This is a genomic window from Marinifilum caeruleilacunae, assembly GCF_013141825.1.
Lineage (GTDB): Bacteria > Bacteroidota > Bacteroidia > Bacteroidales > Marinifilaceae > Marinifilum > Marinifilum caeruleilacunae.
Genome location: NZ_RZNH01000009.1, coordinates 39,340 through 57,434, shown reverse-complemented (window position 1 = coordinate 57,434; position 18,095 = coordinate 39,340). Strand labels below are relative to the sequence as shown.

Below are 18,095 nucleotides of genomic sequence, written 5' to 3'. Positions count from 1 at the left end.
CTACAAATACATCTCTGTTAGCAATGATCATTTGACAGTTAATAATCCCAAGTATCAGATACTTGGAGCTTATAGCTGAATGCTGAAACTGCTATTTAAACCCATTCTTAATTCCCATAAGCTAATGATCTTCAGCTAAATAATGTGTAAATTTATAAGTGCAATTCACAGAATTGAACCTAAAACACATCATCATGAAACAGTTGATCACATCATTCTTTCTTGTCGGTATGCTTCTCATTCAAATTACAGCCTGCGACAATAAAAATCATGAATCTGAGACAGAAGCACCCAATGCCAACAGCCACATCAAATCGCAACTTGAAGGTGATAAAATCATCACAAGTTTTAAGTACAACGAATCCAATCAAATTTCCGAAACAGAGAGCATTTATTTCTACAGCAGATATTTGTACGATCAGGATGGCAATCTAATCAGAATAGAATCGGCAAACGATGAATCCTTGCTCTCCTCGGTATACCAACCTACCAATAATCAATTAATGACTGCTGAAAATAGCAGCATATCCAGCCGACAAGAGTTTAAATATGGTGAAGATGGCAGTTTGCTTGAGATTGAATATTATCTGATGGAAAATGATGAGTTTGAATTGCGGTCTAAACAGAGCTTTGAATTCTATGAGGGAAGAATATCAAAACGAAACCTACACAACGAAAATGGAGAGATTACTCAATTCCATGTTTACGAATATGATGAAAATGGAAATGTTAGCAATGAAAAGTATTACAGCTTTTTATTTTCCGACAATTCCGAAGCAAAACTAATTAGTGAAACATCCTATCAGTACGATACCCACAACAATCCATTCAGGATTTATGAAGCATTGGCTTACCCCGGTCTATACAGCAACACAAATAATATTATTGAAACACGTTTTATAAGTCACCAGGAGGTTCCACCTAATATTGAAACTAGCACCAGCACTTATGAATACAACGAAAATGGCTATCCTGTAAAGGTGATAAGTGAGAACAGCGAATTTGAATATCAATACTGAAAATAATGATCAATTAACAATGATTAATTAATAATTTGAGGTAGCTGAATACTGAAAGCCATTAGCCTATTTAAACCAATTCTTAATTTTCAGCACCTTAGCTTCCATTAGTAAATAATATGTAAATTTATTAGTGCATATTCGTCTGATAATAAAGATTCAAGCCATAAATCATCCTATACCTGATAGTTATGAAACATTTCAAAAGCCTTTACTATTCTGCAAGCATTCTTCTTGTTACACTGGGACTTTTGTTTCTGATCGGCTGTGAGGAAGAGGAACAAATTGAAAGCATAATTCCTGATGGCACCTACATTGGCACATTCCAAAGAGAACTCGTTTGGAGGGATAGCGATACCGCAAATATCACGATCACATTTTCAGAGAACAGCTGGAACGGCACAAGTGATATGCTAAAATATCCTGGACTACAAAAAGGAAGCTATTCAATTAAAGGCGACAGCATTGTATTTACGAATGGAGGGTTTTGGACCGCTGAATTTGACCATACTCTGCTGCTGGAAGGAAAGTATTTATACAAGAAATCAGATCACTCCATTGAATTCACGAGAGATTATCGTTCGGAATCGGCTGATACCTTTATTGATATCTACAAATTAAAAAAAGAAGAATGAATCCTGAATAATTAGAACTTTCCGCTGATTACGAATTCCCAAATAAACAAGACCTTACATACAATGAAAAACATCGCCCCATTTCTTATCAGTAGCATAATCTTAATTGGCTGTCAGAAAGCACCCGAGGTGAGCCGCGAGGCCTGGGTAGAGAAAGCTTATTCCGACTGGCCCAGCTTTGCATTAACAAATGAGATTTCTTTTGCAGATACCACTTTTTATGACATTGCAAACTCATTCCTCGTAGATACAGGATATGATACCATTGGGGTTTCCTGCAAGCACCTGTTCCTGCTCTTTGAAAATCACTTTGGACTAAAAAACATCGAACTGGAGAATGATTTTGAATCCTGGAAAATGTACCCAAAGAATCGAAAGGCAGAATTTGTGACCATCAAAAACTTAATCAATCAAAATCCTCAGGAAAAGATTGGGCAGTACAATACATTAAAAGATCGGGATTGGATCATTTTTAATTTGAAAACCAAAAACAAAGAATTATACCCTCTAAAAATAAGGTACACAGCCGTAAAGAAAGATGAAAGGGTGTATGCAATCGGATGGGTCACCAATAAAAAAGACATTAAAGAACCTACTTTTACCAAAATTCAGTGCTATAAAAATATGGGAAACTATTTTTACATCAAGGCATCTGAAAATCAACCTCATGGCATGAGTGGTTCTCCTGTTATTGACCGAAATGGATACCTGGTTGGAATTGTTTCCGGACAGGAAGGAAATTCGGGAATTATGGGTTCGGTGCATTACTTAACGACTTTATTTGACAGGCATGGGGTTAAGTACAAAAACAATGAATAATGAAATTAGTGGTTCACTTGAAACTTGTGGCTAAAAAATGGTATTGAACGAAAAACTAAACAACATGATACCCAAACAGCTAAAATTTTTCTCCATATTATCTTTCCTAATCCTGATATTGATAGGATGTTCCGACGATGATCCTATTCTAGAACTGAAAGATACGCGTACCGGGCAGCTTTTATTCTATACCGATATACAGGCAATGGCCAATTGCGGAGAATTCGATGTAATCATTCAAATCAACCAGGACTCTGTTGGTGTGCTTCATAAACCCTATTTGGCCAATACCTTACCAGAACGAAGCAGCTCCGACACCACACTTTTGCTTAGCCTTGATGTTGGTAAAGTAAATTACAAGGCTCTGTTTCCCTGTGGAAATGGCGGCTATTGGACCAATGAAGTAGAAGTATTGCCCGATTCCTGTATCTATATCTTTTTAGATGTTGATGACCTTAAGCTAAACGACAAATAAAAATGATTCCAGGAAGAGGCCTTGCAACCAATAGGTATTCCTTATTAGTGTGTAAAGTTTATAGTTGCATTTATATACAAGTTCTAATCAATTAAAAAATAACAATGAAGAAATTCCTATTAATGACAATTTTAATTGCAAGCACAAATTTGCTTTTCAGTCAGGAGAGTTTAAAAATAGATTGGCTTGACAAATACGAATGGGAAATATTATCGAATCAGGAAAACGATAATATTCATGTAATTGAAATTATACCGGGCAAAGAAGAAGCAGAAAACTGGACACTTCTTGGGCAAATGATGTCAATAAAAGGCGCAGTAAATGTACCAATGGATAAAGCCAAAGATTTGATGTTTGAGCAAGCAAAAGCGACTTCGCCAAAAGCCAAATTAACGCTAATAGAAAAGAACCAGGAAGATGAATTCCCATGGATACTATTCAAAATTGAAAATCCATATTTCAAAAATGACAAAAAACCTGAATCTCAACTATGGTACATTCGACAAGGAAAAACATCTTTATATGTCAATTTCATCGCAATGAAAAAAAAGAAATTAAAAGATGAATTTGTAGAAGAATGGTCAAATGTATTTAAGGCCAGTGAAATAGTTGAGTTACAAAAAGGAAAGGGTTGATAGCATTGAATACTATTACAATGAGTAATGAACAATGAGTAATGAGTAATGAGTAATGAGTAATGAAAAATAGCAGGTAGCAGAAACTTGTGGCGGTTTGCTGAACGCAGACATATCCTCGAATAAAATCACAATTATCAGAATGCCGATCCTCAACTTTTGAGGACACCGTAATTAATAATTAGTAATTAGCAAAGAACAATTAATAATAGCAGAAGCCAGATACTTGAAGCTTGCAGCTTGAGACTTGCAGCTGTAAGCTATTTGCTAAATCCTTTCTCATAATAACAAAGCACAGCCCATTTCTATACCATTTTTTCCTTTTTGCATACAGTAATTCGAATGAGAAAGTTTACAACTTTGCTATCCTAAAGTAAGCTAGTTAAAGTGTGAAATGATTAATTCCTGTTGACAGGATTAATCATTCATGTGGCATGTAAGCTTGAGAATATCATTAAAAATTATAATAAATCATGAAAAAAGGAATTTTAATTCTGGTGGCTATCGCAAGCATTTTAGGAGCCTGCACCCCAAAAGAAAAAGAAGAAACAGCCGAGGTTTCAGTTGGCAAACAAATTATCGAAGATTTAAATCATCGTTATACGGCAAAGGCCTACGATAAAACAAAACGCGTTTCTCCCGAAGATTTGGCAACAATAGAAGAAGTATTGCGCTTATCGCCTTCCTCTATCAACTCGCAACCTTGGAAATTTATTGTGATTAAAAGTGATGAAGCAAAAGAACGTTTCGCTAAAACTTTTAAGAAGTATCAATTTAATCAACCACATGCTACCAAGGCTTCAGAAATTATTCTTTTTGCCAATAAGGTGCATTTTAGCAAAGAGGATTACAAAAAACGATTAGACGCCAGTATGGCTGCCGGACGCATGAACCAGAAAGGCTATGACGGCATGCTAAAAAAAGCATTCGGATTTGCCGAAATGGTGGCCGATGAAAACGGAAACAATAGCGCCTGGACAAAAGCACAATCGTACATTGCCCTGGGTAATGTACTGCACGCATTGGCACGCCTGGACATCGATTCTACTCCAATGGAAGGTGTTGATGCCGAAGAAATTCAAAAAGAATTTAGCAAAGAGTTGGGTGAAGATTACGAATGTACTTTTGCCTTAGCAATCGGTTATCACAAAGATGGAAAAGATTACAACCGCAAATTGCCTAAAGCACGTATGGCAAAGGAAGATGTAATTGTTGAGCTTTAATTGAATTTACAATATGAATGTAGAGGCAGTTCTTAAATTGTCTCTACATTTTTGTTCATAGAAATTCGCAAAAATGAAAACAATATTAATAGCAGGAAGCCCTTACAAAATTGGAAAACTAATATGAAAGAAATAAAATTAGCACTTGTCATCCCATTTACACTTATCACACTAATTTGGTTTATGACCAATAGCTTGCTGTATATTCCCTTCGATTCCAACTTGTTTAGCAAAAGTTTGGCTCAATATACCGGAATTATTGCTTTCTCGGCCATGACTTTTGCAATGATACTTGCCACTCGTCCCCTGTGGATGGAGAAACGCCTGGGCGGACTTGACAAAATCTATCGCCTGCATAAATGGCTTGGTATAGGTGCATTTTCCTTTTCTATTATGCACTGGTTGGTGGCAAAATTGCCTGCTTGGTTGCCGAAACTGGAAAACTTAATCCTTTTGGATGCAATCTCGGGTGCCTCCGAAATTCTTGATCTTGAAGCCTCTGCAATCAAAGAATTTTTAGAATCTCTTGAATTCTCGGCTCTTCGAGTAGGTGAATACGCTTTCTATTTAACGGCTCTCTTTCTCATTATGGCCTTGCTCAAGAAAATACCTTATCGCTTTTTTGCAAAAACTCACCTTGCAATGGCAATCATTTATTTGGCCCTGGTATTTCATTCTTTTGCATTAATGTATATCGATTATTGGACTCAACCCATTGGAATTACCATGGCAATAATGATGATAGCAGGTACAGTTGCATCCATTATTGTTCTGCTGGGACGAGTGGGCAAAAAACAAAAGTCTGAAGGTACTATTCAGTCCATCAATACCTATCCCGATATGAATATGTTTGAACTGACCGTAAAAAGCGATGGGTGGCAAGGACATCGTGAAGGGCAATTTGCATTTCTGAAATTCGAAAAGAAAGAGCCGCATCATCCTTTTACCATTAGTTCGGCCTGGGATAAAAACACTAAAAATATAAGCTTTACCATTAAGGCCCTTGGCGATTACACCAATACTTTGGCCAATAAGTTAAAAATTGGCGATCCTGTAATGCTGGAGGGTGCTTATGGCAATTTTACTTTTAAGGACAATAAAGAAAGTCAGATATGGATAGCCGGAGGTGTTGGCATCACCCCTTTCCTGGCACGAATGGAGCGTTTGGGAAAGCTGAATAATAAGCAGGAAATTGATTTTTTCTACACTGCAGTACGATTAGATGCTAATTTAAAGGAAAAGTTGCAGCAACTTTCAGCTACAGCCAGGATCAATTTACACTTGTTTGAAACCTACAAATCGGCTCTTATTTCAGGAGAAGACATCCGAAATTCTGTTTTAAACTGGAAATCTAAAAGTGTTTGGTTTTGCGGTCCCTCAAAAATGGGAACATCAATCAAAAAAGACCTTAAGGGAAGTGGCTTTCATTCAAAATTCCATCAAGAATTATTTGAAATGCGTTAATTGATGGGTAAAAACATAGGCTACCGCGCGAGTTCTCTCGCGTGGTAAATCCAAACCCCAACTGCCATCCTACCCTCCAACTGCCGCAAGTCTGTGACTTGTGGCTTAAAGCTATTAGCTGATGGCTTAATGTTCTTCTCCTCTAGCCGGAGAGGCTCGTACTTTTGGGTTTAAACCCAATGATAATGAGTAATGAGTAATGAGTAATTAACAATGAACAATTAGTAATTAATAATAGAAGTTAGCAGAAACATGTGACTTGTAGCTTGTGGCTGATTATTGATAGCTTAATGTTCTTCTCCTCTAGCCGGAGGGGCTCGTACTTTTGGGTTTAAACCCGATTAACAATGAACAATGAGTAATGAGTAATGAAAAATAGCAGGTAGCAGAAACTGGTGGCTGATTGCTGAACGCGTATATTTTTTCTCTTCTCCTCTAGCCGGAGAGGCTCATACTTTTGGGTTTAAACCCAATGACAATGAGTAATGAGTAATGAACAATTAGTAATTAGTAATAGAAGTTAGCAGAAACATATGACTTGTAGCTTGCGGCTGATTACTGATAGCTTAATGTTCTTCTCCTCTAGCCGGAGAGGCTCATACTTTTTGGCTTAAGCCCAAAAAGTAAGCAAAAAACCCAAGGCGAACTGAGAATTGCAATTTGATTCTTGAAATGCTTAAGTGCGGCTGGGTGATCTTCTAACAAGTTCTCAGCTTCCCAGTCTTACTAAAGCCTTTCTTCGAATAAAATCACAATTATCAGAATGCCGGACAGCGACTTTTTAGGACAGCACAATGAGCAATGTACAATGAACAATTAAAGTTGGTTGATTGCTTGTGTGTACTTGCTGCATCCGCACTACGACACGAATAACACGTTTAAAAATTACACAAGCTTTCCAACGGCCTTTTGATTGAAGTTGTTTTCTGCCATCACCCAATGTGATTATAAAACAGCAATCGTTGAAATGTATTCAACACCAGATAATTTGTATACAGCACACCGCTTTGCTTCAATTTAACTTTGTATCATTATTTTAAATGATACGGAAATGAAAAAAACAGAAAGACAAAAATCTTTTGAATCAGCAGATTTAAGAGGTAAAACCGTAGTTTTTACTGGAGGTACGGATGGTTTGGGAAAGGAAGCTGTAAAAAAAATGGCCAAAATGGGTGCTACCATCATGTTATTAGGACGAAACGAATCAAAAACAAAGGCCGTCGTTTCTGAACTGAATGCCATTTCAAAGAAAGAACTCACACACTACATACATTGTGATTTAGCTTCACAGCAGAGCGTTAGAAAGGCAGCGGGCCTTATTATTGATAAATGCAAGCAAATTCATTTTTTAATTAATTGTGCCGGGGCAAATGTAGGAAGCAGACAGGTAAGTAAGGAAGGATTTGAAATGAATTGGACAATAAACCACCTGAGTCCTTTTTTGCTCACTAATTTATTGCTTGATAGAATTAAAGAAACACCTAAGTCAAAAATTATAAATCTAAGTTCTGCTACAACAGGTTGGATAAAGATGAACTACGATGATTTGCAGTTAACCAAAAAATGGAGTTTACTTCAATCTTACGCTCAGGCCAAGCTGGCTATGATTATGTGTACCCGAAAACTAGCCAAAGAGTTAGAAGGTACAGGCATTACTATTAATGCACTTAATCCAGGTTTTATTAAATCGAATCTTCTGCGTGATGGTAAAGGCCTGGATAGAATAATTGGTGTACCTTATATGTTTCTATTTGCAGAGAAAACAGAAAATGGTGGCGACAGAATTTTACGATTGGCTCTGTCAGATGAATTTGAAAATGTAAGTGGTAAATTTATTGATGAGGATCACATAAAAAATCCAAATCCGGAAGCTTTAGATAACGAATTGGTAGAACGAATTTGGAACACAAGCAGGCAACACATTGGGATTAATAAGTTAAATTGATTTTGTAAATTGCAATTTATGACTGAGTTTTTACATATAAACACCTTAACCGAAGTGTTTAAGATTATGGAGATGCCTTCTCCTAAACATCCCTTAATTGCTGTTGTCGATTTTTCTAAATCTCCATTTACAAAGTCTGTTCCGCAGGTTAAGGTGGTTTGCGATTTTTATCAAATTTCATTTAAAAGCGATAAAAATGGCTTTCTGAAATATGGGCGTGAAACTTACGATTACCAGGAAGGTTCAATGGTGTATTTGGAACCAGGACAAGTTGTTGAATATGATACCAACAATGATGATCATATAACATCTGGCTGGTCGCTTTTCTTCCATGCTGATTTAATCCGCACTTTTCCTCTTGGAAAAACGATAAAGGAATATGGTTTTTTCAACTACCAATCTAATGAAGCCTTACATATATCAGAAAAAGAAAAACAAATAGTTGAATCCATAATTCACAAAATTGAAATAGAGCTTGATTCCAACCTCGATGATTTTAGTGAGGAGCTTATTGTCAGCAATATTGAACTGTTGCTTAATTATTCTAAACGGTTTTATAACCGTCAATTTATTACGCGCAAGCGATTTAATAAAAATACAATTGCGCAATTCTCAAATATGTTAGAAGATTATTTTGAAAAAGAGTTTCAAAAAGAATTGGGAATTCCAACAGTTCAATACTTCGCCAATAAACTTAATTTCTCGCCTAATTACCTAAGTGACTTAATAAGAAAAGGAACTGACAAGAGCATTCTTGAACACATACACTATCATGTTATCGAATTGGCAAAAAACAAATTGCTAAACTCAAATAACAGTATCTCAGAGATTGCTTTTGAACTCGGCTTTGAATATTCTCAATATTTCAGCAGGTTATTTAAAAACAAGGTTGGTAAAACACCTTTAGAATATCGCAGATTAAACTAATTATTATGGAATTTGTGCAACATAGTATAAATTGGGCAAAAGGTGAAACTACTGAAGCCATCATCACTGCAATTTTTGGTTTACTAATCGTAATTTGTAGTCTTGCATTTTGGAAATTTGGAAACACCCCAAACGGAAAAGCATTAATAATTCCATTACTTATTGTTGGAATTATACCATTGTTCTTTGGTATTTCAGGAGCCATAAGTAACAACAATAGAATTGAAGCATATCAGCAAGCATGGCAAGAAAATCCACAGAAATTTATGCAAGACGAAAAGCTTCGTGTAGAACGCTTCGACCAGATCTTTAAATATACATATCCAATGGCGATAACTCTAAGCATTGGAGGAGCGATACTTTTCTTTTTATTAGGTTCTCCCAATTGGAAAGCCATTAGCCTTGCCATGATGACTATGGGTTTAATGGCTTACTTTATTGATCATTTTGCAGCCGAACGTGCCGAAATATATCTTAAGCAAATAAAAGAATCAATTGAAATGTTCTCATGTTTGTAAATTTCTCCCGCTACCGCACCAGCTGCCGCAAGTCTGTGACTTGTGACTGAAAGCTATTAGCTGATAACGGATCTTGCTTCTCCTCTAGCCGGAATGGCTCTTACTTTTTGACTTAAACCCAATGACAATGAGTAATGAGTAATGAGTAATGAGTAATTAACAATGAACAATTAGTAATTAATAATAGAAGTTAGCAGAAACATGTGATTTGTAGCTTGTGGCTGATTAATTATAGCTTAATGTTCTTCTCCTCTAGCCGGAGGGGCTCGTACTTTTTGGCTTAAGCCCAAAAAGTAAGCAAAAAACCCAAGGCAAACTGAGAATTGCAATTTGATTCTTGAAATGCTTAAGTGCGGCTGGGTGATCTTCTAACAAGTTCTCAGCTTCCCAGTCTTACTAAAGCCTCTCTTCGAATAAAATCACAATTATCAGAATGCCGGACAGCGACTTTTTAGGACAGCACAATGAATAATGAGCAATGATCAATTAACAATTGTAGCTGCCAGGAACTTGAAACTTCAGACTTGCAGCTGACTGCTGATAGCTTCTTGTTCTTCTCCTCTAGCCGGACAGTAACTTTTGAGGTCAGCATGGTTAATAATGAGTTATTAAGAATATCCAAATAAAAAACATTTTACTAAATTTAAGCAAATGAATTGCTAGTAGGTTTACCTCTATATTCGACATGTAAACCTAATTAGTTGCGTTTCTACACGTTGTATGGCATTAGGAAGCGCACAAACACTAAATTTGGGAAACTATGAAAAGAAGGATTGCTCTTTTGGCCTTGTTAACTTTGGCATTAAATCTATTTGCTCAATTAGAGCATGAGATTGTTCTTGAAACGGAAACTGGAAATATCAAAGGCACTTTACTAATTCCTTCGACTGCTGAAAAGACTGCAGTTGTATTGATAATTGCAGGTTCGGGACCTACGGATAGAAATGGGAACAATCCAATGATGACTAACAATTCACTAAAAATGTTAGCCGAGGGATTGCAAAAAAATGGTATCGCATCGCTAAGGTATGATAAAAGAGGAATTGGAGAGAGCACAAACTCTGGATTACAAGAAATCGATTTAAGGTTTGAACATTACGTGAAAGATGTTGAAGATTGGATTGACCTATTAAACAAAGATGAAAGGTTTTCTGAAATTATTGTACTGGGCCATAGTGAAGGTTCCTTAATCGGAATGATTGCATCACAGAAAAGCGAAGTGGAGAAGTTTATTTCTTTAGCAGGGGTTGGAATTCCAGCAGGCGATATCATTCGCGAACAATTGAAGGCTCAACCTCCTGTAGTCTTGGATCACTCTTTGCCGATTATTGAAAAACTTGAAAGCGGAGAAACAGTGGAAGATGTGCCATTAATGTTATATTCTCTTTTTCGTCCAAGTGTTCAGCCCTATATGATTTCGTGGTTCAGGTACAACCCACAGAAAGAAATCGCAAAACTAGATAAACCGATATTGATTATTCAGGGAACGACAGATATACAAGTAAGTGTTTCTAATGCAGATCAATTGGCAATGGCAAATGAAAAATCTCAGAAACTAATCATTGAAGGGATGAATCACGTACTGAAAGAATCGGAAGCGGATAGACAAAAAAACATACAGACTTATGCTATGCCAGATTTGCCTTTAAAAAAAGAGTTAATTGGATCAATTGTAGGGTTTATAGAATGATAAAAAACCATGCTAGCGCGCTAGTCCTCTCGTGTTGTATTATCAATTAGATATCATTTTACTAATTTTAAACAAAGGAATAACTATTGCATTTATATACAATTTGGGATTACTATAAATAAAACAAAATGATAAATTGGAGAGCAAGATTAGAAAAGAAATCAAACGATACTCTTTTTGAGCTTTTCCCCCGCTGCCGCACGAATCCTTTCGTGTGGTGAGACCAACCTCCCCGCTACCGCACCAGATCCCTCCTGTGCTAAAACCACCCAACAATAAAAAACATTTTACTAAATTTAAGCAAACTTATAGCTATTACGTTTATAGTGGCCATGTATTCGTAACTATTTTCGTTTATAAACAAGTTAGCTGCAAGCAAGGATACTAAAACAATAACATGCGTACATTCTTAAACATTCTTTTTAAAACCTCAACCACATTTGATGATCTAGATGATCAGTTTGAAGATAATTTAGAAGCTAATGCTAATCTACTTTTTATGCTAGTGGGAATGGTTTCTGGAATAGACTTGTTTTTTAAGGATCATCAATATTTTAAAGAATATCCAATTATTATTGTAGCTCTCGGATTTATATTAGTTTCGGCAGGTTTTAGTTTAGTGATTGGTAGATACCTTACTACTTATATTTTGTATGCTATTGGAAAACTAATAAAGGGTAAAAGTAAAATAATTGATATGCGAGTTGTTGCAGCTTATTCTGCTATACCTATTCTTTTAAAGCTACCAGTTATTTTATACTTTGGTTTTACAGGGAATATTCTGGTGACTGGAAGTATTTCATATTGGATTCTTAGTTCATTCTATTTAGTCTTATGGGTGTGGACGTTGAAGATTATGCTTCAAGGAGTTATGAAATTTCAGGAATTTGGATTCGTAAAAGGGATTATTAATATTAGTCCTTTTCTTTTGCTAGGAATCATGACGTTTCTTTTAATTTAAAGTAATTAATGCTTTTGCAGCCAGCAGCTAACAGAAGCTAAAATTAAAGAGCGGTGCAGTGAAAGGATCGGGACAGTCGCAAACAGATAATGTAATAAAAACAATAAACGCTGGGCGGTTTTGATAAGACTGTAGTTATAGTTCGTCCAAGAAACTTAGCAAAACCGTGGTAGGTAACTAAAAAGAACCGATTTGAGACTCATTTGGCCATATCTATTAACTATCCTTTTTTTCAATATTTTGTTTGTTGTAACAATGACTATTGATAACCAGGAACTATACCTTGGTTTTGGTAAAAACTGGAATGAAGTAATCACAAATAATAAAATTCCTTTACAGATAGAGATCTTTACTTATGGACTGATTATTATACTAATTGGCCTAAACGTAATTGAACGACTATTCACACAGCATTCCAATTGGGGAAACAGAGCAATAAAAACTAGCTTGACTGTTATACTTATTTATGTATTGAATTGGTGTATTTTTGAATTTCTTGACATTAAGGTATATTGCTTGTACTACTACCCGAGAGGAGTTCCTGCACCTTTGTTTGCTATAGCCACCCTGGGGTATTTAGCAATTGCATTGCTATTGTTTGAAATATTTACCAGGTCAAAAGCATATGGAAGAGTTAGGCATATAATTATGAAGACGACACCAAATTTTATTATAAACTATTTTAAATCTGTCTCCAACACTAAAATTCAAGAGCAATAATACCCAAGCATCAAAACAAGTACACAGCAAACACAAAGAGAATAGAATGGATATCCTAACACATACTTTATCAGGACTTGCAGTTGGAACTGTTGTGTCAAGTTTTAGCAATTCAGGCTTTAAAAGCAGGTTGAAAATTGTGTTGATATCTGGCTTTGCAGGTGCAATACCCGATTTGGATGCAATCAGTTTATGGAGCGGTTTTGATACTACAATTGGCAGGTTTTTTAATTTATCGGCCAGTGGAAAAGAAATTTATTCGGCAAAGTATTGGTATTCTCACCACGCATTTATGCATAGTGCACTTGCCGGTGTAATACTGACCGCAATATTAGGCCATGTGAGCTACTTATTGGCTGCCATGAACAAAGCACAAAAAAGCAATCCATTCCTACAGCATTTGAAAGAGAAGCGCTACATGCTAATTGCATTCTTCTTAGGATTCTTAATACACTTAATAGAAGACATGCCAACACCGGCTTCGAGCTGGGGTGGAATTAACCTATTCTGGCCTTCGCAGTCGTATATTGGGGGAAGTGGAGACATATGGTGGTGGAACAATTACGATATATTCCTGATTGTGCTTGCCGTGATTGTCATCAATCTGAGTGTAAGTCTCATTCGAAAGTTTGTTGATTTTGATGCAAGGAAATTTACTGTGGCCATATTTATTCTTGGACTCTCTTTATCCATCCTTCAGATGAAAAGCAGGAAGTACGATTTCGCTTATTCGGGCTATGCGCCAAACTATCAAGAATTGGAAGCTCAATCAAAAGAAAATCAAAAAGAGATTTTAGGAAATCAATTGTTTCAAATCATGGAAAACTTCGACAATAAGTTGCCATTTTATTTCTAGTTCTACAGCTTGTATAACAAGCCTCACCAAACACCTTACAAAAACCACTTACAATCCCAGTCAAAATTTTATTATAATAAAAGTTGAAAATTTATTATAATAAAAGTCGAACACTTATTATAATAAAAGTCGGACACTTATTATAATAAAAATTGGACACTTATTGTACAGCCTCTCGAAAGAGGTGGATAAGATGCCATTAATTCTCCTTAATGAGAGGTTTAGTTTGACTGCACAACTGCTCCCGTTACCACCACAAATAAAAAAACATTTTAGTAAATTTAAGCAAACGAATAGCTATTACTCTTACACATCCATATTGGTCATGTAAACGTAACTAGTGGTGTTTATATACAAGTTAGCTGCAATTTAAGTAATGAAACTAATATAAAATGAAAGTCTTAAGATTAACTAAACGAAGAAAAGTGATACTGGTTGTTTTCGTTTTAACTGCCATTATAGTGGCTTATGTCGGCAATTCAAAACTACCACAACCACCAGAATCTGTTCAAATGGTTACCGAACTGGATAGCTATCTTGAGGGCTTGGTAAATTCAGGTTCGCCACCTGGACTTTCAATTGTTATTGTAAAGCATGACAGCATTGTTTACAGCAAAGGTTTTGGTTGGGCAGATGCGCCACGAAACATAAAAGCCACACCAGAAACTGTTTATCATTGGTGGTCCATAACCAAAATACCAACAGCTATGGCCATTCTTCAACTTCAGGAGCAAGGTAAACTGCAGTTAGAGGATCCCGTTTCAAAGTATCTACCCTTCTTTGAGGTAAACTATCCATCTGATAATAGCAATATCATAACTATACTTCATTTGCTTAATCATAGCTCGGGAATACCTGATGCCAGTGGTTTGAAATTGGCGAAATGGATACATCATGATACAGATCCAGCTTTAGATCAGACTGCCTTGATAGAAGAGTTGTTTCCAGATTATGCAACATTAGAATTTGAGCCTGGAGAAAACACAGCTTACACAAATATTGGATATATGGTTTTGGGTGCTATTATCGAGAAAGTAAGCGGACAAAACTACAGGGACTACATTAGGAAAAACATACTTGAACCGCTTGAGATGACGCAAACAGACTTTGTTTATACAAATAATATGCAAACTGTCGAGGCTGCGGGATCACATCCGTCTTTTTCTTTCATGGCTCCTTTGCTTCGAATAATGATGGGCTCATTCATTCGTGAAAGCTCAAATAATAGTTTATGGTTGGAACGTGTTTACACCAACCAGGAACCACCATCGGCATTAATAGGCTCGACTTTGGATGCATCGCGCTTTATGAGAGCATATTTGAACAAAGGCATACTTGATGGCAATCGCATCCTTTCAGAAGCATCTATTGAACTCATGACGAATGACAGCCATGTTGCAAATGCAAATGATGAGGGCTCGTTCTTCTTCAGGAGAGGGATAGGTTGGCACGTATTTAAGGAAAAAGATGAATTAAAACTTGAGCATACAGGAGGTGGTCCTGGCTTTTTTACCATCATGCAAATTTACCCAAGTCAAGATCTTGGCTTAGTAATGTTCTGTAACGATCTTTCGCTACAACAATATGGCTGGAAGATCTTGCAGTTAGGGGCTAGTTTGCATTGGGATGAATAGTAGTACGAGTTTCTTATCTTTTCTTTTTGAAATATTTTAAAAACAAAAGCACCTATCAAAGTATATAAACCATCGAAAACGGCTCATATACCTCTGGATAGTCCGAGTTTGTGTCGGCTGCTGGCGTGAGTGTATCGCTCGTGTCTTGTGAATACAGGCAATTCCTACCTCTACCCTACAAAACGAATTTCGATAAAATCCATCCTTTCGTGTGGTAAGCCCTAACCCACCACAACAAGCACAAAAAACTTATTACAACAAGTTTTCAAAAAGTATTAGGCTTCTCTTCCAAAGAGAAGCATGTTTCTTGTCGGAAGAGAAACATGCTTCTTCTCCGACAAGAAACTACTAAGTTTTTATAGCAGGACTTTTTTGCCCTTTACCACAACTCACAAATAACAATCATTTTACTAAATTTAAGCGAACCAATAGCTATTGCGTTTATACAGCCATATTGGACATGTAAACGTAACTAGTTGCGTTTATATACAATTTATATGCAATCTAAAAAAATAGTATGTAACATTTTGACATTCCTTGTATCTAAATGAAAACTGAAAGGAAACAAAATGAAAAAAACACTAGTAGTATTCGTATTTGCATTATTTACAATTGTAGTTAACTCTCAAACAATTTATTCAAAAGCATATGGTAATCCAAGTGACAAGCCGCTAATCTTTCTTCACGGTGGACCAGGATATAACTGTGTGAATTTTGAAGCAACCACAGCACAACAACTCGCAGACAATGGTTTTTATGTAATTGTATATGACAGACGCGGAGAGGGGCGTAGTAAAGACCTTAATACAAAATTCACTTTTGAAGAAACTTTTGAAGACTTAAATGCAGTTTATCAGAAATATGGAATTTCAAAATCGAGCTTAATCGGACACAGTTTCGGAGGTATAGTAGCCACGTTATTTGCAGAGAAATACCCTGATAAAATCCAGTCTATTATTCTTGTAGGTGCCCCTATTTCTTTACAGGAAACATTCAAGACTATAATATCAACTTCAAAAGATATTTACAAATCTAAAAATGACAGTATCAACCTTAATTATATCTCAATAATTGAAAAAATGGATACAAGTTCTATTCAATATAGCTCCAACAGTTTTATGCACGCAATGCAAAATGGATTTTATTATCCTAAAGAGCCAACAATTGAAGCCTTGAATATCTATAAAAAATTTAAAACAGACTCATTGCTTATAAAATATAGTTCAAAAATGACATATGAAGCACCTAAAGGATTTTGGCAAAACGAAAAATATACGACCTTAGATTTAAAAGATAACCTAAAACAAATAGTGAAAAATGGCACACCTGTTTTTGGATTATATGGTAAAGATGATGGTCTCTTTTCAGAAAGTCAAGTAAAAACCATTGTAAATTTAGTTGGGAAAACTAATTTAATTTATTTAAACAACTGTTCTCATAACCTCTTTATTGACCAACAAACTAAATTTATTAATGCGTTAAAAAAATGGATAGAATAATGAATTTTGAAACTATTTATAAATCATATTGGCAAAAGGTTTTTAGGCTATGTATGGGTTATTTAAATGATACAGATGCAGCGAAAGATTTAGCTCAAGAAACATTTATTAAAGTGTGGACTCAACTACCTAATTTTAGAAACGAAGCTTCCATAGGAACTTGGATATTTAGAATTGCCTCCAATACTTGTTTACGTCAAATTCAAAAAGAAAACAAAATTTCTAAGTCTGAATTACCATTAGATATTAAGGATGAAATTCAAGAAACAGACATAGAGAAGGATATAAAGTTTTTATATCAATATATCTCAGAACTACAAGAAGTAGAACGAATCATCATATCATTGGAACTAGAAGATATAAATCAAAAAGAAATCGCTGAAATTGTTGGTTTATCTGAAGGAAACGTTAGAGTTAAGATTCACAGAATAAAAGAAAAATTAATACAAAAATTCAAGAAAAATGGAAACTAATATAGATTTTAAAAAAATATGGAATCAACAAAACATAGAAACTCCAAAAGTGAACAATCTTTATACTAAAGCAAATAAACTTAAAAGAAGAAGCTTTTTAAAGCTAATATTAGTCAACATTATACTTTTACTAAGCATTACATTTATTGGTTTTATTTGGTATTATTATCAACCTGAATTTGTAACTACTAAGATTGGTATTATATTAACTATTTTAGCTATAATTATTTTTTTACTACCTTTTAAGAAACAATTTTCTTTACTTACTAAGAATAAGACCGAACCTAATAGTAAAGAATACCTTCAACAACTCATAAAATTAAAAGAAATACAAGTTTACCAACAAGCTACAACGTTAAGTATCTATTTTATAATGCTTTCTTTAGGAATTGGGCTATATATTTTTGAGTATGTTTCTAAAATGACAATTACTGGGGGAATAATTACCTATGCTATAACCATACTTTGGTTTGCAATAAATTGGTATTATTTAAGACCTAAAGTAATTACGAAAAAGAACGCAAAACTTCATAAGCTGTTAGTTGAATTTGAGAAATTGAATAATCAAATGAATGACTAAAAGGCAGCATATAACACTGTAT

At 35.4% G+C, this 18,095-nt stretch carries 17 protein-coding genes; all 17 read left to right on the top strand.

Annotation, left to right across the window (positions count from 1 at the left end; translation table 11 throughout):
- Nucleotides 1-194: 194 nt before the first annotated feature.
- Nucleotides 195-1,019 carry a hypothetical protein gene (locus tag ELS83_RS07555; protein ID WP_171594931.1) on the top strand — a complete coding sequence of 275 codons (825 nt, stop codon included), beginning with the start codon at nucleotides 195-197 and terminating at the stop codon, nucleotides 1,017-1,019.
- Nucleotides 1,020-1,210: 191 nt separating this feature from the next.
- Nucleotides 1,211-1,654, top strand: a complete 444-nt coding sequence (locus ELS83_RS07550; protein ID WP_171594930.1) for a hypothetical protein — start codon at nucleotides 1,211-1,213, stop codon at nucleotides 1,652-1,654.
- Nucleotides 1,655-1,717: 63 nt separating this feature from the next.
- Nucleotides 1,718-2,473: a S1 family peptidase gene (locus ELS83_RS07545; protein ID WP_171594929.1), complete on the top strand. Its 756-nt coding sequence runs from the start codon at nucleotides 1,718-1,720 to the stop codon at nucleotides 2,471-2,473.
- Nucleotides 2,474-2,510: 37 nt separating this feature from the next.
- On the top strand, nucleotides 2,511-2,948 hold the full coding sequence (locus ELS83_RS07540) for a hypothetical protein (RefSeq protein WP_171594928.1): 438 nt from the start codon (nucleotides 2,511-2,513) through the stop codon (nucleotides 2,946-2,948).
- 104 nt (nucleotides 2,949-3,052) lie between these two features.
- Complete coding sequence (locus tag ELS83_RS07535) at nucleotides 3,053-3,583, top strand: hypothetical protein (RefSeq protein WP_171594927.1); 531 nt, start codon at nucleotides 3,053-3,055, stop codon at nucleotides 3,581-3,583.
- A gap of 473 nt (nucleotides 3,584-4,056) precedes the next feature.
- Complete coding sequence (locus tag ELS83_RS07530) at nucleotides 4,057-4,806, top strand: nitroreductase family protein (protein WP_171594926.1); 750 nt, start codon at nucleotides 4,057-4,059, stop codon at nucleotides 4,804-4,806.
- 123 nt (nucleotides 4,807-4,929) lie between these two features.
- The gene (locus ELS83_RS07525; RefSeq protein WP_171594925.1) at nucleotides 4,930-6,270 is read left to right on the top strand and encodes a ferredoxin reductase family protein; all 1,341 of its coding nucleotides are present in this window, start codon (nucleotides 4,930-4,932) and stop codon (nucleotides 6,268-6,270) included.
- A 1,051-nt stretch (nucleotides 6,271-7,321) separates the two neighbouring features.
- Nucleotides 7,322-8,215, top strand: a complete 894-nt coding sequence (locus ELS83_RS07520) for an SDR family oxidoreductase (protein ID WP_171594924.1) — start codon at nucleotides 7,322-7,324, stop codon at nucleotides 8,213-8,215.
- Nucleotides 8,216-8,233: 18 nt separating this feature from the next.
- Nucleotides 8,234-9,142: a helix-turn-helix domain-containing protein gene (locus ELS83_RS07515; RefSeq protein WP_171594923.1), complete on the top strand. Its 909-nt coding sequence runs from the start codon at nucleotides 8,234-8,236 to the stop codon at nucleotides 9,140-9,142.
- A 5-nt stretch (nucleotides 9,143-9,147) separates the two neighbouring features.
- On the top strand, nucleotides 9,148-9,660 hold the full coding sequence (locus ELS83_RS07510; protein ID WP_171594922.1) for a hypothetical protein: 513 nt from the start codon (nucleotides 9,148-9,150) through the stop codon (nucleotides 9,658-9,660).
- Between the two features lie 760 nt (nucleotides 9,661-10,420).
- Nucleotides 10,421-11,350 (top strand): alpha/beta hydrolase, encoded by a 930-nt coding sequence (locus ELS83_RS07505; RefSeq protein ID WP_171594921.1) that lies wholly within the window; start codon nucleotides 10,421-10,423, stop codon nucleotides 11,348-11,350.
- 397 nt (nucleotides 11,351-11,747) lie between these two features.
- Complete coding sequence (locus ELS83_RS07500; RefSeq protein WP_171594920.1) at nucleotides 11,748-12,311, top strand: YIP1 family protein; 564 nt, start codon at nucleotides 11,748-11,750, stop codon at nucleotides 12,309-12,311.
- A 766-nt stretch (nucleotides 12,312-13,077) separates the two neighbouring features.
- On the top strand, nucleotides 13,078-13,887 hold the full coding sequence (locus ELS83_RS07495; RefSeq protein ID WP_171594919.1) for a metal-dependent hydrolase: 810 nt from the start codon (nucleotides 13,078-13,080) through the stop codon (nucleotides 13,885-13,887).
- Between the two features lie 392 nt (nucleotides 13,888-14,279).
- Entirely contained in the window at nucleotides 14,280-15,521 is a 1,242-nt protein-coding gene (locus ELS83_RS07490) for a serine hydrolase domain-containing protein (RefSeq protein WP_171594918.1), read from the top strand.
- Between the two features lie 569 nt (nucleotides 15,522-16,090).
- Nucleotides 16,091-17,020 (top strand): alpha/beta fold hydrolase, encoded by a 930-nt coding sequence (locus ELS83_RS07485; RefSeq protein WP_171594917.1) that lies wholly within the window; start codon nucleotides 16,091-16,093, stop codon nucleotides 17,018-17,020.
- Nucleotides 17,008-17,493, top strand: a complete 486-nt coding sequence (locus ELS83_RS07480; RefSeq protein WP_216616421.1) for an RNA polymerase sigma factor — start codon at nucleotides 17,008-17,010, stop codon at nucleotides 17,491-17,493. The genes ELS83_RS07485 and ELS83_RS07480 overlap by 13 nt, the downstream gene beginning before the upstream one ends.
- The gene (locus ELS83_RS07475) at nucleotides 17,483-18,073 is read left to right on the top strand and encodes a hypothetical protein (protein ID WP_171594916.1); all 591 of its coding nucleotides are present in this window, start codon (nucleotides 17,483-17,485) and stop codon (nucleotides 18,071-18,073) included. Before ELS83_RS07480 ends, ELS83_RS07475 begins: the two co-directional genes overlap by 11 nt.
- Nucleotides 18,074-18,095: the final 22 nt, after the last annotated feature.